General features: G+C 53.5%; 22 protein-coding genes. All 22 read right to left on the bottom strand.

The genetic code is table 11. The features are described 5' to 3' along the window. Nucleotides 1-9: 9 nt before the first annotated feature. The gene (locus BMY01_RS08745; protein ID WP_074746295.1) at nt 10-594 is read right to left on the bottom strand and encodes a hypothetical protein; all 585 of its coding nucleotides are present in this window, start codon (nt 592-594) and stop codon (nt 10-12) included. Beyond that, on the bottom strand, nt 591-1202 hold the full coding sequence (locus BMY01_RS08750; protein ID WP_074746297.1) for a hypothetical protein: 612 nt from the start codon (nt 1200-1202) through the stop codon (nt 591-593). Before BMY01_RS08750 ends, BMY01_RS08745 begins: the two co-directional genes overlap by 4 nt. Further along, the gene (locus tag BMY01_RS08755) at nt 1199-3535 is read right to left on the bottom strand and encodes a tape measure protein (RefSeq protein WP_074746299.1); all 2337 of its coding nucleotides are present in this window, start codon (nt 3533-3535) and stop codon (nt 1199-1201) included. The genes BMY01_RS08750 and BMY01_RS08755 overlap by 4 nt, the downstream gene beginning before the upstream one ends. Beyond that, nucleotides 3535-3978, bottom strand: coding sequence for an HK97-gp10 family putative phage morphogenesis protein (locus BMY01_RS08760; RefSeq protein ID WP_074746301.1), 444 nt, complete (start codon nt 3976-3978; stop codon nt 3535-3537). The genes BMY01_RS08755 and BMY01_RS08760 overlap by 1 nt, the downstream gene beginning before the upstream one ends. Further along, complete coding sequence (locus tag BMY01_RS18610) at nt 3960-4085, bottom strand: hypothetical protein (RefSeq protein WP_302848424.1); 126 nt, start codon at nt 4083-4085, stop codon at nt 3960-3962. Before BMY01_RS18610 ends, BMY01_RS08760 begins: the two co-directional genes overlap by 19 nt. 86 nt (nt 4086-4171) lie before the next feature. Next, nucleotides 4172-4519, bottom strand: a complete 348-nt coding sequence (locus BMY01_RS08765) for a hypothetical protein (protein ID WP_074746303.1) — start codon at nt 4517-4519, stop codon at nt 4172-4174. Further along, entirely contained in the window at nt 4519-5181 is a 663-nt protein-coding gene (locus BMY01_RS08770; RefSeq protein ID WP_074746305.1) for a phage tail tube protein, read from the bottom strand. The genes BMY01_RS08765 and BMY01_RS08770 overlap by 1 nt, the downstream gene beginning before the upstream one ends. A 9-nt stretch (nt 5182-5190) precedes the next feature. Then, nucleotides 5191-5649, bottom strand: a complete 459-nt coding sequence (locus tag BMY01_RS08775; RefSeq protein ID WP_139176828.1) for a hypothetical protein — start codon at nt 5647-5649, stop codon at nt 5191-5193. Then, nucleotides 5646-6200 carry a head-tail connector protein gene (locus BMY01_RS08780; RefSeq protein ID WP_074746309.1) on the bottom strand — a complete coding sequence of 185 codons (555 nt, stop codon included), beginning with the start codon at nt 6198-6200 and terminating at the stop codon, nt 5646-5648. The genes BMY01_RS08775 and BMY01_RS08780 overlap by 4 nt, the downstream gene beginning before the upstream one ends. Further along, entirely contained in the window at nt 6197-6502 is a 306-nt protein-coding gene (locus BMY01_RS08785; RefSeq protein ID WP_074746311.1) for a BppU family phage baseplate upper protein, read from the bottom strand. The genes BMY01_RS08780 and BMY01_RS08785 overlap by 4 nt, the downstream gene beginning before the upstream one ends. A 3-nt stretch (nt 6503-6505) precedes the next feature. Then, the gene (locus BMY01_RS08790; protein WP_074746313.1) at nt 6506-7894 is read right to left on the bottom strand and encodes a LamG-like jellyroll fold domain-containing protein; all 1389 of its coding nucleotides are present in this window, start codon (nt 7892-7894) and stop codon (nt 6506-6508) included. Beyond that, the gene (locus tag BMY01_RS08795; RefSeq protein ID WP_074746315.1) at nt 7895-8329 is read right to left on the bottom strand and encodes a hypothetical protein; all 435 of its coding nucleotides are present in this window, start codon (nt 8327-8329) and stop codon (nt 7895-7897) included. Then, a complete protein-coding gene (locus tag BMY01_RS08800) occupies nt 8329-8766 on the bottom strand; it encodes a hypothetical protein (protein WP_074746317.1) in 438 nt (145 codons plus the stop codon). The genes BMY01_RS08795 and BMY01_RS08800 overlap by 1 nt, the downstream gene beginning before the upstream one ends. After that, nucleotides 8763-9065: a hypothetical protein gene (locus BMY01_RS08805; protein ID WP_074746319.1), complete on the bottom strand. Its 303-nt coding sequence runs from the start codon at nt 9063-9065 to the stop codon at nt 8763-8765. Before BMY01_RS08805 ends, BMY01_RS08800 begins: the two co-directional genes overlap by 4 nt. A 2-nt stretch (nt 9066-9067) precedes the next feature. Beyond that, nucleotides 9068-9490: a hypothetical protein gene (locus tag BMY01_RS08810; RefSeq protein ID WP_074746321.1), complete on the bottom strand. Its 423-nt coding sequence runs from the start codon at nt 9488-9490 to the stop codon at nt 9068-9070. Between the two features lie 2 nt (nt 9491-9492). After that, nucleotides 9493-9681, bottom strand: a complete 189-nt coding sequence (locus BMY01_RS08815) for a hypothetical protein (protein ID WP_074746323.1) — start codon at nt 9679-9681, stop codon at nt 9493-9495. Beyond that, nucleotides 9678-10118: a hypothetical protein gene (locus BMY01_RS08820; protein ID WP_074746325.1), complete on the bottom strand. Its 441-nt coding sequence runs from the start codon at nt 10116-10118 to the stop codon at nt 9678-9680. Before BMY01_RS08820 ends, BMY01_RS08815 begins: the two co-directional genes overlap by 4 nt. Before the next feature lie 55 nt (nt 10119-10173). Beyond that, nucleotides 10174-11499: a phage major capsid protein gene (locus tag BMY01_RS08825; RefSeq protein ID WP_175463235.1), complete on the bottom strand. Its 1326-nt coding sequence runs from the start codon at nt 11497-11499 to the stop codon at nt 10174-10176. 143 nt (nt 11500-11642) lie between these two features. Further along, nucleotides 11643-12323, bottom strand: a complete 681-nt coding sequence (locus tag BMY01_RS08830; RefSeq protein ID WP_074746329.1) for a head maturation protease, ClpP-related — start codon at nt 12321-12323, stop codon at nt 11643-11645. Beyond that, nucleotides 12316-13836: a phage portal protein gene (locus BMY01_RS08835; RefSeq protein WP_074746331.1), complete on the bottom strand. Its 1521-nt coding sequence runs from the start codon at nt 13834-13836 to the stop codon at nt 12316-12318. Before BMY01_RS08835 ends, BMY01_RS08830 begins: the two co-directional genes overlap by 8 nt. Further along, nucleotides 13833-15341: a terminase large subunit gene (locus tag BMY01_RS08840; protein WP_074746333.1), complete on the bottom strand. Its 1509-nt coding sequence runs from the start codon at nt 15339-15341 to the stop codon at nt 13833-13835. The genes BMY01_RS08835 and BMY01_RS08840 overlap by 4 nt, the downstream gene beginning before the upstream one ends. Beyond that, on the bottom strand, nt 15332-15739 hold the full coding sequence (locus BMY01_RS08845) for a hypothetical protein (protein WP_074746335.1): 408 nt from the start codon (nt 15737-15739) through the stop codon (nt 15332-15334). The genes BMY01_RS08840 and BMY01_RS08845 overlap by 10 nt, the downstream gene beginning before the upstream one ends. Nucleotides 15740-15818 lie beyond the last annotated feature (79 nt).

A 15818-nucleotide genomic window follows, 5' to 3' on the forward strand; every position in this document is an offset into this window, starting at 1 on the left:
ATAAGCACGTCAGTTAATGCTCCGCTGGAATTTTTTTGACAACCAAACAGTAGGATTTGCTATCAGATCATTGAGATAATCAAACCCCTTATCGTTCGGATATTTCCTCTTGTGTTGTGCGGCATTCAGCCGCAGAGAGGGTTGTCGTTTGAGGCCATAAGCACTCGTCTCGCACTTCAGCGTCACCCGACCTTCTTCGCCCTCGACAGCGACGGCCACCAAATCCATAATGCCGCGCCAGCAAAGCTGAGGCGTCCCAACAAGCTGAAAGGATTCGTTCAGGGGACAAAAATACATCTTCGCGGGTTTGCCGCGATACTCTTCGACGTCGCCCACTGCCAGCGCCAAAATGGCGGACTGGGCTATGTTGAGCATAAAATTCAGTGCCTTCGATTCAACGCCTTCTGACTCTTCTATGGCACTGATTGACCCGACTATTCCAAAACCAAGCCAGTCGTGGCCGTTCCATGTGATCGTTCTGTCTGCCGTGCAAACGTATTGCGTCTCAGAGGAAAACTGGAACTCCACGAAGTAGACGGGACGCGCAACGGGCTTTTCAAGTTCTGTCTGCTGAGCCGAATCAAGAATCGTCATATACGCCAATCCTCGATCAGATCAAGAGTAAAACCCTCGGTCACGGCGGCGTAACTCTCCCACGAAAAACGGGAATTGACACGCCTGAATAGCGCCTTAGGTCTGTTCCAGGTTATCGCTTCGCCCGCCGAGAATGCATTGCGCAAAGGCGGCTCAGCAGTCACGGAGATAATGCCACTCCCATCGCTTTTGGCGTCCTCTACGACCATGACGACCTGCTGTGTTAGGTTATCCCCTATCCCGAGCAAATCGCCCTGCAGAAGCGTTTTAGACGCTTGCCCGCTTGCCACAATGGATAAGGTTGTAGCGCCCTGCGCCGCGTCTAAATTGAGCGTCATGGTGCCGCGCATGGTTCCCCGGGGAACGGGGCGGGCATGGTTCCACAGTTCGAGCTGGTTTGTCCTGCCGCGTAATTGCATTCCGAGCGCTTGCCAGCCGCCACTATCTGCCTCACGTCCCGGCGCGGCTTCGAGTGTGACAGACCAGAGCGGGCCAGCCAGTTCCACCGCCTGAGCGCCAAAGCCGGAGCGGAATTCCACATCATTCCGTTGCTGTGCCCATGTCACGCGGGCGACCTTGAGCGACTCAGGGAAAGTGATGATGCTCATATCGCGCCTTGACGGGAGAGCCTATCGACCAGATCGGCGTTTCCCTGTTTCACCGCTCTCGATACGATAGCGTGAACCTCTGCGCGGTCAGTGCGTGAATCGACATTGATTACTGGAGCGTAGTTGACCGACACACCTCCGCCGCCTTGGGCAATAACTCCAAGCCTTCCCTGAGAATCTCGTTTGAGCGGGAAGATTCCCTCGGTTCCAGCTTCGCCCATTACTCCATCATGAATTGTTCCGCCTTTGGCAAATTTGAAGAAGGTGGGCGAATCTACTATTCCCCCTTTGGCGAAGTACGACACTCCATGGTCGAAATATGCGCCCTTGGCGGCCCAGCCAGTAAGCCCTGGACTTGTTACTTTCAACGCACCAGCAGCCGCCCCGCCGCCCCCAGCTATCCCTCCAGCAATGCCAAGAACCGAGGAAAACAGCGACAGTCCCATCTTGAGCAAACCACCGTCTTTGCCAAACAAAGCTTGAGTCAGATTCGCTGCCAGCGCATCAGCCGCCATGCGCTTGATCATTGAAGCAAACGACGCGCCGATATTCTTGAAGTTTCCGTCCAGAATATTGAAAAGCTGATCCCCGAGATTGCGCTGAATGTTGAAACCGAAGTTATCCCAGACTTTCTGCATCTCTGCGACTTGTGTTTTCTGTTTCTGTATCTGCTCTTCCAGCCGGATCGCCTCTTCTTCGCTCGCCTTAGCCTTCAGTATCGCCTCTTCCTGGATCTTGCGAACAGAATCGCCGGTATCCAAGCCGTCTAATTCTTTCAGACGCTCCTTGACCTTCACTTCGAGATCGTACAGAGCGAGCATGCGCTTCTGTTGCGCCTCGGATTTGTCTACAAGGCCTAGCTCAACCTTGAGCCGCTCTACCTTCTCCGTGGCTACTTTGTTGTCTTTCGCTACGGTGCCGATAAATTCCAGGTATGACTCTGCGGCCTCTGCGTAGGACTCGCGCATGTCTTCCAGAACCTTCTGCTCAGCCTGGAATGCCTCGATACGCTCCGCGTTTGCTTTCACGCCATCCAATCTTGCGCCAGTTATTTTGAGCAAACCGGCTTCATAGACTTTAAGCTGAGATGCTGTCATGCCGAGCGTATCGGCTTCTTTTTGCAGGCCGTCGATAAATGTTTGCTGTTGAGCGGCGAATGCCTTTGCTGCTCGCGCCGCATCCTCAGCGGCTTTTTTCGCATCATCCGCCGCTTTCTTTGCCTTGGCTTCAGCTTCCGCTTTTGCCAACAACGCTTTCATCCCGGCTTCGGGATCAGCCGGTGCTGCTGCTGCCTTTGCCGCTTCCTCGCGCACCCCTTCCAGGCTGCGCTTAAGTTCCAGCGCTTGCTGGTTTAGTTTGTTGATGTAGCTGTCGCTCGCGCCTTGTGGCGGCTCCATACCTAGCGCATTAAATAGTTTCCGCATCTTCAGAGCGGAATCCATTAACTGCTGTGTATCGAGCAGTTTGTCGCTGATTATTGAATCCGGGGTGTCTCTAAAGCCTTTGAATGCTTTCCCAATCAGACCAATCGCCTCTGCCGCCTTGGCGCTTGCCCCTGTTACCTTGTCTATCGCTCCCACGGTCAAGAGCAGTTCATTCCTTGCATCCGTAAAAGCGGTACCGATCGTTTTCGGTAGCGTCTCAGACTCCCTGATCAGTTTCGGAAGCTGCGAGCCAAGACCTTCCACCAGGATGTCACGAGTCAGCTTGCCCTCGTGTGCCATCTCCCGCAACTTACCGACAGGAACACCGAGAGCATCGGCCAACGCCTTCATAACACGTGGCGCTGCCTCATTGACCGAGTTAAATTCCTCGCCACGCAATACGCCAGAGGCTATAGCTTGGGAGAATTGCGTCATCGCAGATGCAGACTCTTCCGCCGACGCCCCGGATATTCTCAGGCCGAGCGCAAGCGCCTGAGTGGTATTCGCTATCTGCTGCTGCGTTCCGCCGACATCGATGAGAGACTGGGCAATACGGGTATAGAGGGTAGCGGTAGCCTCAAGCGGGGCTTTGGTTGAGTCCGCAATGCGCCGGATATTAGCGTTGGCCTGAGCGAACTCATCCGCGTTGCGCGTGGCGAGTTTAAGTCGAGCTTGAATGTTGCTGTACGTTTCAGCCATCTGCGCAATTTCGCGCACACTGATACCGGCAACCAGTCCCCCAAAAATGCCTTGCAGCCCAGAACCTAGCCGCTCAAAAGACTTGCTGACGTTCTTGCTGATGCGATCCGCGTTCGTCTGGAACTTGGCAAGATCGTTGGTCATCCGGTCGACGCTCGACTGGAAGCGTGCGACATTGGCATTAAAATCAATTGTGATCGCTTTTGCCATTACAGACCCACCTTGCGCTTTAATACCTCAGACGCAGCTATCGCGGATTGCTGGATAGCCTCTGCTGCCTTTTCCTTGTTCTGCTCAAATGCTTTATCGATAAACAGCTTTCCGGGCATAACTCGTTTCCCGGCTCTCCATCCAGCCTCCTGGAACTTGCCGTAATACGGATCATCTTTCTTCTTCCTGGCTATCGTGAGATATACCCCGATCATGTCTTTTGATGATTTGCCGCGATGTATTTTGGAGTTGCGAACAATGATTCCGCGCCTCTTTAAGGCGCTTGTCTTGACGGGCGCACTGGCTCTCGCAATTCTGGCAATGTAGTTAGCGCCGACCCGTAGCGAGCCCCTGACAACACGGTCCCCGAGTTGCTGCGAGTAGGCGTATATCGCCTTTGTTGCCTCGCTCAAACCGTGAACGCTTATCGATTTTTCGGCCATTCAAAATCTCGCATTGCGATGAGCTGAGCAATCAGCACTTCCACATCAGAAACGCCGTATATCTCGGTCAGGATCGGCAGAGCGTTCCAGTCGAGCGTTCCGCCCATTGCGTTCCACACCTTTACCGAAAGTTCGCATTCAGGAGGGGCGCCGGATGGCTGGATCGGTAACTTGAACTCTTCCAGCCAGTCCGCTACTTTTTTTTCGCTGCCCCTACCCTCTTCTCGTGCGCTCCGAGTTCGTCATCTATGGCTTTGGTTATCTTGTTCCAGTGCTCGGAATGATCCTTGATCCACCAGCAGAACAGTTCCTTGTCAAAGGGAAGTGGTTCGGCATCACCACCGGGGAAAATATCAAGATCAACAAAGCCATCCCACCCAACCGTGAACTCATAAATCATGTCGAGAGGACCGGCTTTGCCGCGGGCCGCCATCTCGGCAAAGTCCCCGTCAAGAGGACGGCGGAATATGATGAACTTGCCCGGAACTATCTCAACACGTGATTGAGTGCTCTTGAGAAACCGGTCTACAAGTGGATTCATCAAGCAATACCAAAGGTCGGGGCGCCGTTCATGGCGATAGCGGCTTGGGTCGTGGTGACGGCCTGATTACCACCGCCCGGCATGCCGGAGAATCCGACTGAACCGTAGAACAGCATGTACCGACCGTTTGGCCAGCGGATACGGAAACCTCGGGCTTCGCTTGTTTCAAACGCGGTTTGCATGGCGGCTTGTGCGGTATCGCCCGGATCCCATTGCATTGTCAGGCTGTAGCTCATTGCGGTCACGCCAGCCACGATCTGCTTATCGCGGGTATCGGAAACAGTGGTGGTATCGAGGAACTTGATGTCGCCGCCTTGCGGGGAGAATTCCTGAACGCCAGGTATCGTTGTCCCGAGCGTAATCTTCTCGAAACTGCCAGACGCAAATACGCCAAAATCCGTGGTATCGATGCCGACAGTACCGGTGGCGGCATTCTTGAGCTGGAACGTGTTCGTGGCCTTGTTGGCTACCACAAACATGCGCTCATTGATCTCGATCATTCCGGATGCACGCACCAAAATGATGTCGCCATCAAGCAGCGTATGACCAGTTGCCGTGAATACCCCGGGATTGGCATTGGTTGCCGACTCAATGTCAACAGAGGCAGCTATCGCGCTCTGCATCGACAGTACCAGGCCAGAATTCTTGTAGATTGTTGCCATTTCCTTCTCCTAAATTAACGTGTCCGGGGAACCTTCAAGTGTTGAATAACTGATGCGCCATGACGTGATGACTTCGCCGTGGTCTATGCCGTCCTCTTCCTGCACGACTTCCATGCTTGTGCTGATCAGCGTCAGCGACTGGATTTGCTGCAACTCATTGCGCAAAGTGGATTGGGTTAACTTCTGCTCGATCTCTGCCGCGCACTCATCCATCTTGTCTTCAATGATCGAGGTATTTGTGGGTAGCTTGAGCATCCCGGCGACAGTGATCGTCACCTCGCGCTCATAAACACAGGGGTCGTTGACGGTAAGCTGACTGGATGATTCCGACTCGGCAAAGACCATCAAATACGGCCAGATTTGCATCGTCGCGGGAATGCGCGTCTTCGTTACGGTTTTCCAGGGAACAGGATTCCTGGAGAGAACGGCTGCTACCGCCTCTCTGATTTGTTGGCGTGCGTGGGTCATACGAAATAAAGCCGGTAGGGGCTGAGAAGATCAGTTATCGCGAATGGAATGCGGGAAATTGAAATTCCGCTCTCGATCCTGGGCTGGTGATTCATCCAGTGGCCGACAAGCAGGATGATTGCTTCGCGGATTATTGGCTCAACATCGTTTGCTTTTGGCCCGTAGCCTGCCGTGTATTGGATCCGGACAGCGTTACGCTCTCTCCGGGTGGAAGGCCACCCGAGGTCATGCACAGCGCGCACATAAGGAATCGTTGAGTAGGTATCCAACACATAATTCTCTGTGCTCAGCGTTGTCTCAACCCCGTATGGATCGATGTATTTCAAGCTGCCAACCGTCAAAGCAGACGGCAATTCGTGCTCATCGACAAAGCAGTCCCATCGGATTTCTCTGGTCTGAGTGATCAGCGCACGCCCGGTGTAATCCTCTACCCATTTGCGCGCTTCTATGATCCGGCGCGCTATTAAATCGTCCGAGCCATCTGCGCCTATCTGCGCCTTAACCTCGCCAATCGATACAGGTTCGATCTTCGGCTGCTCGATTACCCTCATCCCAACTGCTCCCGTACTGTCACGGAAATCAAATCCACGTTGCTCAGTTTCTTTCCGCTGATGTCGGTTACCTCGACCTCGAACGACATGCCAGGAGAAAACAACTCATCCTCGCCGAATTGATACGTGCACTCGCCGTTTGCAGCATCTAATACCGTCATAGCCTTTGTCTGCACCTCGCCGACCTCATCTTTCCAGCGGATGTTTGCTGTACAGCCAGTCAGATCAATGGGCGTCTCGGACTTATCGACGCACGTAACCTTCAGGACGGACGCTGTGTCCCCTGCCACGAAGTCAGCCATTGATTAATTGAATCGGACGGTTACGGATTTTGAGCGCTGAAATACTGCTGTGCGCTCAACGATGGAGGTGACAGGCTCGGGCCCGCCAGTGCGGGTCAGGGTTGCGTCGTTGAGATTGAAAGCAATCTGAGCAGCTTCTGCAATAACGGCGCGAGCGTATCGGAGCGATGCATCGGCGCCGTTGAAAGCAAGTTCGACCGGTTCTGCCGTAAGTTTGCGGTCATATTTGAGTGAAGCATCCGTGACAGCAAAACCAAGTGTTACGGGCTCTGCTGTAAGCGTGTAGCTTCCGGGTTGAGCATGTGTGAGCGTCGCATCCGCGACATCAAACTGTATCGTTGCAGAACCGGCCTGTAATACCCGGTTGTATTCTAGAGAAGCATCTGCGGCGGCTAACTCAAGCGTCCCTGAATCCGCTTGCAGAACGTGAGCGCACTTAAGCGCGGCGTCAGCACCAGAGAAATTGAGTGATGCCGAATCAGCGGTAAGCGCGTATCCTCGTTTTAGTGTTGCATCAACAACGTTAAACGAGAAGGATGCTGGATCAGCCGAAAGAGCTCGGTTATATTCAAGGTTGGCGTCTGTTCCAGCAAACGTCAGCGAGAAAGAATCAGCGGTGAGTGTGTAGCTGGTCGTAGCCGAAGCGGTGAATATCCGGCGCTCCGGCGCTTTCCAGATTGCCCAGATGTTTCTGGAAAAATCCGCAACCTCTGCGTCAGACAGTGCGCCATCCAGGACAAATCCATCATAAAGAAGCCCGAAAAACCGCGCCCCCAGGTCTGCCCTGTTTCCGATCTTAACAGTCTCAGTGTTGCTATTTGGCGCGCCTGATCCAGATCCGCCATAAAGACTTGTTGATGCAACGGAATCCAAAACCCCATCAACGTAGAACTTTGGCGCAACGGATATATCTGCGCCCTGGGTTGCAGCAATAACAACAGTACGTCCGGTTGTTAGCGCTGTCCCGCTTTGCCATACCCGAAAACCCGCATTGGCTCGGTTAAGGAATATGTAACCGCCTATTTCCAGGCCGAATGCCCAAGGGGTATTTGATCCACCCCCGCCAGATGACTTTGATATTACGTGCTGCTGTACTGTTGTCCCCCCTACAGTTACAAGAGCAATTACGGTTATCCCGCCAGTGATGTTGTAGTCGGGGTTATTCGCAAACGCTATGTAACTCGAAGAATCAGCAGGCTTGACATTCTTGCCTTTCTGTCCCACTCCATATGTCATGGCCCCGGTAACGGAGCCTGCTCCATGTGCAGCGTCACTTGGGCCACGCCCGACCGAATAGGCGAACGTCAGCCGCTCATGGAATTTGTTCGATTTGTCGAGAGGCGCGGGATATTGAGGCTGCGACCTGAGTCGACGAGGGAGGATCAGAGACACTTACGCGGATGCTCCGGTAATATCGGCACGGTAGACGAAGCCCGAAGTGAGGGTAACGCCTGTGCGATTACGAACTACCAGCTTTATATGCTGAGCAACAGGAAGGCCCGACAAACTGAATAGCTTCCTGTGCGTGCCTGTGCTGTTGCAAGGAAGCGTTCCGATCCAATGCAGATCAGCTTCATCTGTAGCGCTTGAACCGCTTGTAGGCCCAGTGGTGAAATCCGTCCCATCGAGCGACAGTTGGGCAAACAGGATCACTTGTTTATCGCTCACCGGGGATGTGACTGTCGCAACCACCTCAAAAGTTGAATCCAGAGGGATATTCGCCCCAAGATCGATTGCCGCTGAAGCGATATAGGTATCGCTAGCAAGCGCCCCCATCGTAACAAGGGCTCCACTTTTCGCCCCTTGAGATTGTGTGAATGTCGTCATCAGCGGTTCCTCAGCATTTCTTCAGTCACATACGGCAAGCCAAGCACTTCAGCGCGCGAAGCGGACTGCAGTGACAGAGATTTCAGGTTATCAGCCTCTTCCGTGGTGATCACGCCCGGAGTCAGCTGATCTATCATTCCGTGTGTAGCGGGGTGTCCAATGTCCAAACCTTCCGCAGTCTTGAGAAAACCGAAGGCCCACTTTAGAGCTGGAACGGATGGGGCGGCAGCTTCCAGCTTATCAAGCACGAGTGCGGCAGCAACTGGACCTCCCGGGTAATCCGACAAAATGCCTCGCGCCGTGATCATGCGCGCCTTGTGCTTTGTCTCGGTCAGCGCATTAAGCAGTGCGACCACATGCCCCGGCTGGTCCGGCAAGAATGCCGCATACCCCTTCCCGGTCGGATCGTTATCTATTTCATCGCTCAATACGCTCATATCTGCACCCTGTCGCCCAACCTGTCTTTATCGTGCTGGATATTCATCGCCACAGCGAGGTCATAAAACTCGTACGGCAGTTGCCGTCCAAGCACTTCCTTGATATACGCATTGCGGCAGTGATCCCACCCTTGGAACGGAAAGAACAGGCAGTTGACGAATATCTCTGCCACTCGATATGCTTTTATGTGATTCAACCGGAAGCAGCGCGAGGAAATGGTTTCATCCGCCGATCCGTTCAAGAGCGTGTTGGCAAGCTGATCAAGCGCGATGAACACCTGATAGACCCACTCTTTCATGATCAGAACGTCGCCAGAGACGCGCCAAAGTCAATCGTGAACGACTCTCCATCGTTCAGCGTGATAGATGAGCCGTAGTCGTAGTAGCCCCACAGCGAATCACTCGCCGAGGTGTCGTTGTAGATCGGCGCATATCGGAATGGGCCTATCGTTCCACCGGAAGCTGTAATGGTCACGTCCGTTGCCGTGACTGTGATCGTTCCATTGCTCTTGGACGCAGAATTCTGTATATCGACGCCGCCCGCCGTGTAACCATTACCAGCAGAGATTTCCGCGAGATCAGCTTTAACCGAATCAAGAGCCTGATCCGGCGTAGCGTTGGTCAGATAGGCCTTGAGCGTGTCTGTACTTGCATTGATCGCATTGGCGTGCGTGCCAGCCGCTATGTCGGTATGCAAGCAGTGGAATTTGACGAAGGTTGCCATTGTTAACCCTTATTCTGTTTGCGACGACGAGGAGTGGCATCGGATGCGGTCTCTTCTGCCTTTTCCTCGACCGCCAGCCCGCGTTTCAGCCAGTGATTTGCAGACGCATCGTTGAGGGAATGCAAAGAGCCCTCTTTCAAGGGCTCTCCGTCTCCGCCAATCACGTTTTTTAAGAGACGTATGGTTTTCATCCTACGATCTGGACCACCGTAGACAAGTCGTTGTCACTGGCCGGCAGATGACGGGCATCAAAGCCCAGCACCACTGCTGATGCGTCTGAAGTTGCTGTGCCGACGGTCATAACCAGTCGCGCATAACGCTTTTCGGTGTAATCCGTACTCGGAACAAAGTTCATCACAGCCTGCTTGTTGTCGCCGCTGGCCTTGACGATTTGCGTAAGAGTGGTGCCGACATCGGTTGCGTTCGTGCCCGAACTGTCATCTGCTTGCTGCCACTTGGCATCGAGCGTACCGGACGCGCCCATCGTGCCGGTTGAAATAACCGCCATCAGACGGGTATAAGTCGCCAAGTCGATCCAGCCAGAGTTTTTAGCGCCAGCAGTCAGGGCTCCAGGCGCGATAACAGCGGCAACTGCTACGCGCTCGCTCGGTTTGGTAGTTGTTTGCATGTCCGTATCCTTTAAGTGAATTCATGAAACGGGGCCGAAGCCCCGTTATTTATACTTAGGCGCGATCCGCCAGGGTTGCGAAGAAACCACGGGCAGAGCTTCCAGCCTTGAATGCAGCGATCGTGCTGTTCCACCATGGCTGACCGCCTACGCGCAGGATGAAGCGGAAAGCAGTGATGTCCCAATCGAACCAGACATGGATGGAAACGTCCGAGCGGATACCCCCAACCTTGACAACGCTCAGGTAGCTGGACATATCACCGAAAATGATGTCGCCCTTGTCTCCGAGCGCAGAGCAGGCTTCACTGGTGATTACCGGACGACCTAAGAGAGTCCCGTAGGGAGAAGCAGAAAGACCGCCAGGAGGCAGATATACCGGAACGGCAGTGCCGGTACCGGGAAAACTCATGGTCATGAGCTGCTGCTCAATATCAGGATTGACTATCCAGCGAGCCTTGGCGCGGGCGCTCGGCGTCAGAGCCGAATACATCTTAATGATGTTGTTGTGATTTACCGTGTCGGCTGTCTGGCTAGTTTCTTTCGCAACCTCAACAGTGCCGGGCGACGCCAGGATCCCGAGAGGCATTCCAGTACCAGAACCGTTAATGATTGCGTCATTCAGGCGGAAGTTGATTTTCTCGGGAGCCTTGCGGTTGACGTAACTCGCCATAGCCGGAGCGTCAGCAAGCAATTCATCGGAAAGCGGGACAAGCGTAATAATCTTGTTCGCTTTAACAGTTTTTTCTACCAACTTCGGCTTGGACTGTGTCATCTGACTAGCCTCAGACTCCCAATACGACTGAATCCCGCCAGAAGACTGCCAAGGAGTTGTTTCGTCTGCGAGAAAGGTTATGCCGTTGCCGGATGTTTGTTGTTGATCCGTCATCGAGAGAAGTGAATCCTCCCCCATCACTTTCTGCATGATGGCAGAGCGAAACTCAGGAGGGACAGCAAAGCCACCGTCTGCACCAACACCTTCTGATCCGTATGTAGAAGGCGAATTTGCGATCAACCGAGGATCGGTTTGCGCGCCCTTTGCGGACGAGCGAGCCACAGCATCAAAGAATTCAGCCTGCGAACGAAAACCCCACTTGTTCGCATCCGTGCTACGTGGAGTAGCATAGATTTTGGTACCGGGCTTCTCGGTAGCCTTGGCTTGAGGATCTGCTTCCTCGATCTCGTGATTCACTTTACGGCCCGCAGGAGCCGAAACCTTGGCGTTGATGGCGTTGATTTGTTCCCTGCGAGCAATGTCGGCCTCGACATTCTGGAACGAGGCAAAGATTTCCTCGATTTCCTTCGTTTCGTCAGCAGTCAGTTCACGCTTTTCCGCATCGGCGCGTGCCTGGATGTTATTGGCCGCGTCTTTCAGTTCGATCAAACGGTTTTGCAGTTGCTCAAGGGTGTCGGCATTATTGAAGAAAGCCAGCCCGGAGAGCACGTTTATCAAAAATTGCATTTTCTTGTCCTCAAAAATAAAAAAGCCGCTCGAGGCGGCTGTGGTTTAGTTGAAAGGGCTGGCCCTTATTTTCCGGTGCTGGCACCGCGAATCTGTTTACTGCGCATTTCCATTCGGGCGATTAAAGCGCCCGACGCTTTGCTCTGTTTCCTTAGTTGCTCGGGAACCTTGTTGAATTTCGAAAGCAGGGTGAATTCGGCTTTCACGGTCTTTTCTTCCGTGATCTTGTCAGCGAAGCCAAGCTCTACCGCTTCGTCTGCATTCATCCATGTCTCCGCCGCCATCCAGTCTGTAACCTTCTTAGCGTCATGGCCTGTTTTGGCAACATACGTGCCGGTAATGGTGTCCCGGATCTTGTCGAGGGAATCAGCAGTCTTGCGCATTTCCTCTGCCGTGCCGATTGCCATGCCCCACGGATCATGAATCATGATCATGCCGTTTGCGGCAATCCGGATCTCGTCTCCTGCCATAGCGATAACCGAGGCGATACTGGCCGCTATGCCGTCAATGTGAATGATCTTCTCGCCATTAAAGCGCTTGATCTGGTTGTAAATGGCTACGCCATCAAATACCGATCCGCCCGGGGAGTTGATGTAGATGTCGAGCGCCGACACGTCGCCGATCTCGCGCATCGTGTCCGAAAAGGCCTTGGCAGTCAGACCACCGAACCAGCCCTCGCCGATGTCCTCGTATATGTAAATCTCGCCTCGTTTCCCGGATTTCTTTGCGAAGAAAACTTTATTCATGCTCGCCCTTAAAAACACATGCCGCCGCAAAATACGGCGGATGAATTCCGTTCGCCACTTCTAGCGCCCGTTGCTTTGCGGCATCCATCTTGTCTCCAAGAGCGCTCGACAGCTCAGACACCTGTTCGTTAGCGTAAGTCTCAGCATCTTTGTTAGATTGCTCTATCCAGTCCTTGCGCCCCGCCTTTTGTAGATTGGCCGCCCGACTGTTACGGCGTCGCTCGATACGGCAATAAACAGATTCAAGCCACGCTTGCGCTACCGGCTTGTCTTGCTGCTTGGTCTGAGCGGGAAGCATGTTCTTTCCTACATCCTCCAGCTTCATCATGGCGCCCTGGATCATGTGTACATCACCTTCCGGGCCCAAAGTATTCTCCCCGAGCTTCCGGCGAACATCGTTCACTGAGTAGACGCCACCGGTGATGCCGGTTGAGAAACCGCGCATACGACTCTCGAAGTCTCCTTCTGAGGCCCAGTCGATGTCGATCTCAACGAATTTCTGTGCGCCACGAGCTGGAAAGAGCTTGAAGTCAGCCTCTTGCTCAATTTCCTTGACCCAGGGACGGAGCGTGTCGCGGCTAAACTCTAAACCTTGATGCTCGATGTTGTTATTCGTGCTGCGCAGGAGGTGCGCTACTTTGTGAGGGGGAACACGGAACCAGCGGCAGACTTCCTCGACGATCTGGTATTTAGCGTCGACAAGTTGAGCTTTATCCGCGTTTGTATCTAAGCGGTTAACAGTCCATTCCCCACCTTCCAAAATGCCTGGGGTGAACGCTTTTTTTGACCCGATGTGTTTTTCAGAAAGACGCTTTCTTATCAGATCATGCTTAGCCTCCGTCAGCGTTCCTTTGTACGTGAAGATCGTCCCTAATTCTGCATTATTCGAGAAGTACGAGGATGCGAACTGATCTATGGCTATCATCCGACTAATCGTCTTTATAGCCTTGTTGATCATGTCATCACCAACCGCACCAACTACGCTTGGGCCGCGCACGTGATACACATCAGTAGGATCGAGGTCTACCGTGCCTCCCACGCTATTCTGGCTGACGCGATAAACTAGTTTCCCTTCTTCATTGCGAATTGGTGTGACTCGATCGGGCGAGATAGGCCACAGCGCAACGACGCGCCGAGACATATCGCGCTCAATCTCGGCATATCCGTTACCGTAGCCGACAGCGGCAATGGCAAGAGCGCGCTTACCGGCCTGCGCCGTCATCTCCGGATTGAACCGGGTATTCAGGATATATTGCAGGTTATCGCTCGGTATTGCCTGTTTGTTGTCGCCTCCCCGTACGCCGGAATACACGTTCCAGTCTGATGAAGCCAGGCTTGACGCAACAACATCAATACACGCCCAGACTGCGGCAGACATAAAAGCGGCTTCGTGTGTTACATAGATCTCGCTTTCATCGTCACCGCGAAGAAAAAATACGCTATTCCTGGAACTCTGAAAACCAACGGGAAATGCCGCATTCCATGCATTTTTTATGCGACCGATCAGACTCATACCCATCTGAAATCCGGTTCCGGTTCTATCGCTTCCATCGACGACGCAACGCCTACCGCCATAGCCAGAGCAACCATTCCGTCAATCCTTCCTGTAGCCTTGGCTTTCGTAAATTTGCGATTCTCTGCCGGGTCTTTAACTACCGTGGCGTTTGCTGCGCACATCGTTAAAACAGGATGCATGCCGTGTTCCAGCTTGTTTGCCAGAAGAAGCGATTCAAGTTCCCGGATCGCCGGGGACATGCTGGCAAAGCCCTGCCCGAACTCAACGAAACGCTCTAATTCTTCTTCCGTAAAGCCAACCCGCTCAAGCCACGGTTTGAGAAACCGCATGTTGTAGCGGTCGAAGGCTATCGCTCGTACGTTGCACCGATCGAATACGCGTCTCAGGTATGCAGCAACAAACTCGTACTCAATAGAGCGTCCCGGAGTGGTCTCTAAATACCCCTGCTCTGCCCATACATCGTATGCAACCCGGTCTGTTTTTGCTTTCTGCTCCAAGCCTTCCTGCGGCAGCCAGAAAGTGGACTTTACGTGCCATTTCTCGCTCTGCCTGGTGATCAACTCCAGAGAAGTGAGGTCAGATACACTCGACAGATCAAGTCCGCCGTAGACCTCCAGTCCTTCAAAATCGGTTATCGGGTTCCCTGTGTTATCTATCCAGAGTTGCCGAGAAACGAATGGATCACGCGCTTCCACGCGCTGGTTTAATACAAGATTCCTGTACGCCGCTTCACGCGAAGGCATGCGCCGCGCCTCTTCGGCTTGGCGCAGAACCTCCTGCTGGTTCATGAAGATGTCGTAATGCGGATTGCCCGCACGTATCGCATCTTCGCCAAATGGATCCGTATCCATCGGCGCGGAATGTATCCTCACCTTCACGCGAGGATCGGCGCCCGATAGCGCATCGTCTATCAGCAAACTGAGCAGATCGGCATCAGTAGGTGCCTGCGTGCTGATGATGACGCTAAGCGGCTCTTCCTGTGCCGCTGCGGCAGTCTCCAGCGCCTCGTACAACTCCGAACGGTTTCCCTTAACCTGCCCCAGTTCGTCATGAACGACAAATGCCGGGCTCAGGCCGTATGCAGTGGATGCATCGGCAGACAACGCCCGGTAGAGAGTTCCCAGTTCTGGACAGAAGAGCTGTTTTGCGGTATCCCGAATAACGACGTACTGCGCCAGATCGGGCGACATCCGGACGATCTTGGCCGCCAAGGCGAAAAGTATCGCCGCTTGTTCCCGGCTTTGCGCCGCGCTGTAAAGCTGAGAATTACGCTTCGATTCTGGGCCGCACAGATGGAGGAGCAATAAAAAAGCGGAAAAAGCTGTTTTCGCATTTTTCCGCCCCATGCTCAGGATAAATGTTCGCGTTGGCGAATCATAAATATCCCGGACCCACTCTCTCTGATGCTCGGTGAGATGTACCGGCTTACCTACTAACTTCCCTTCTGGTATGCGACACAGCTTCTCGATCCAGGCAATATTTCGATCTGATCTTAATCCCATGGCCTAGATTTGCCTGCCTTTTCCGTGGCAGTGGCAGCCGATCCAGTTGTGTATCTAGCCTGTTGAGTTAGGCGCATCTTTGTGGCAAAGGACTGCACCAGGCGAGCTTGACGTTCAAGCATGGCATAGAGCTTGTCCTCGTCCTTCAGATCATCCATGCCGCCCTGCGCCTCGACAGCATCCACACGAGCGGAAAGAATTTCATATGACGCTATCGCCTTGACGTAACCCAGGAGCAGAGATTGCGCGTCGCGTGTGAACCAGTCAGCAGGCTTGGATGCGACGATCTCAAGCCATAACTCTCTTTGCCTGTCGGTTATGTTTGCCGGCGGCTCTAGACGGGAATCCCTTGGCTTGACCGCGACCACCGATAAACTGGCAGCGGATTTTTTAGCCATTTCTTACCTTTTTTGTTACGGTTTATGAAAGCGAAGGGGACGGCGCGCTCTAGAGCCTCAGGAGACAGAGATTTGCACC

This window comes from Nitrosospira multiformis (assembly GCF_900110185.1).
Lineage (GTDB): Bacteria > Pseudomonadota > Gammaproteobacteria > Burkholderiales > Nitrosomonadaceae > Nitrosospira > Nitrosospira multiformis_A.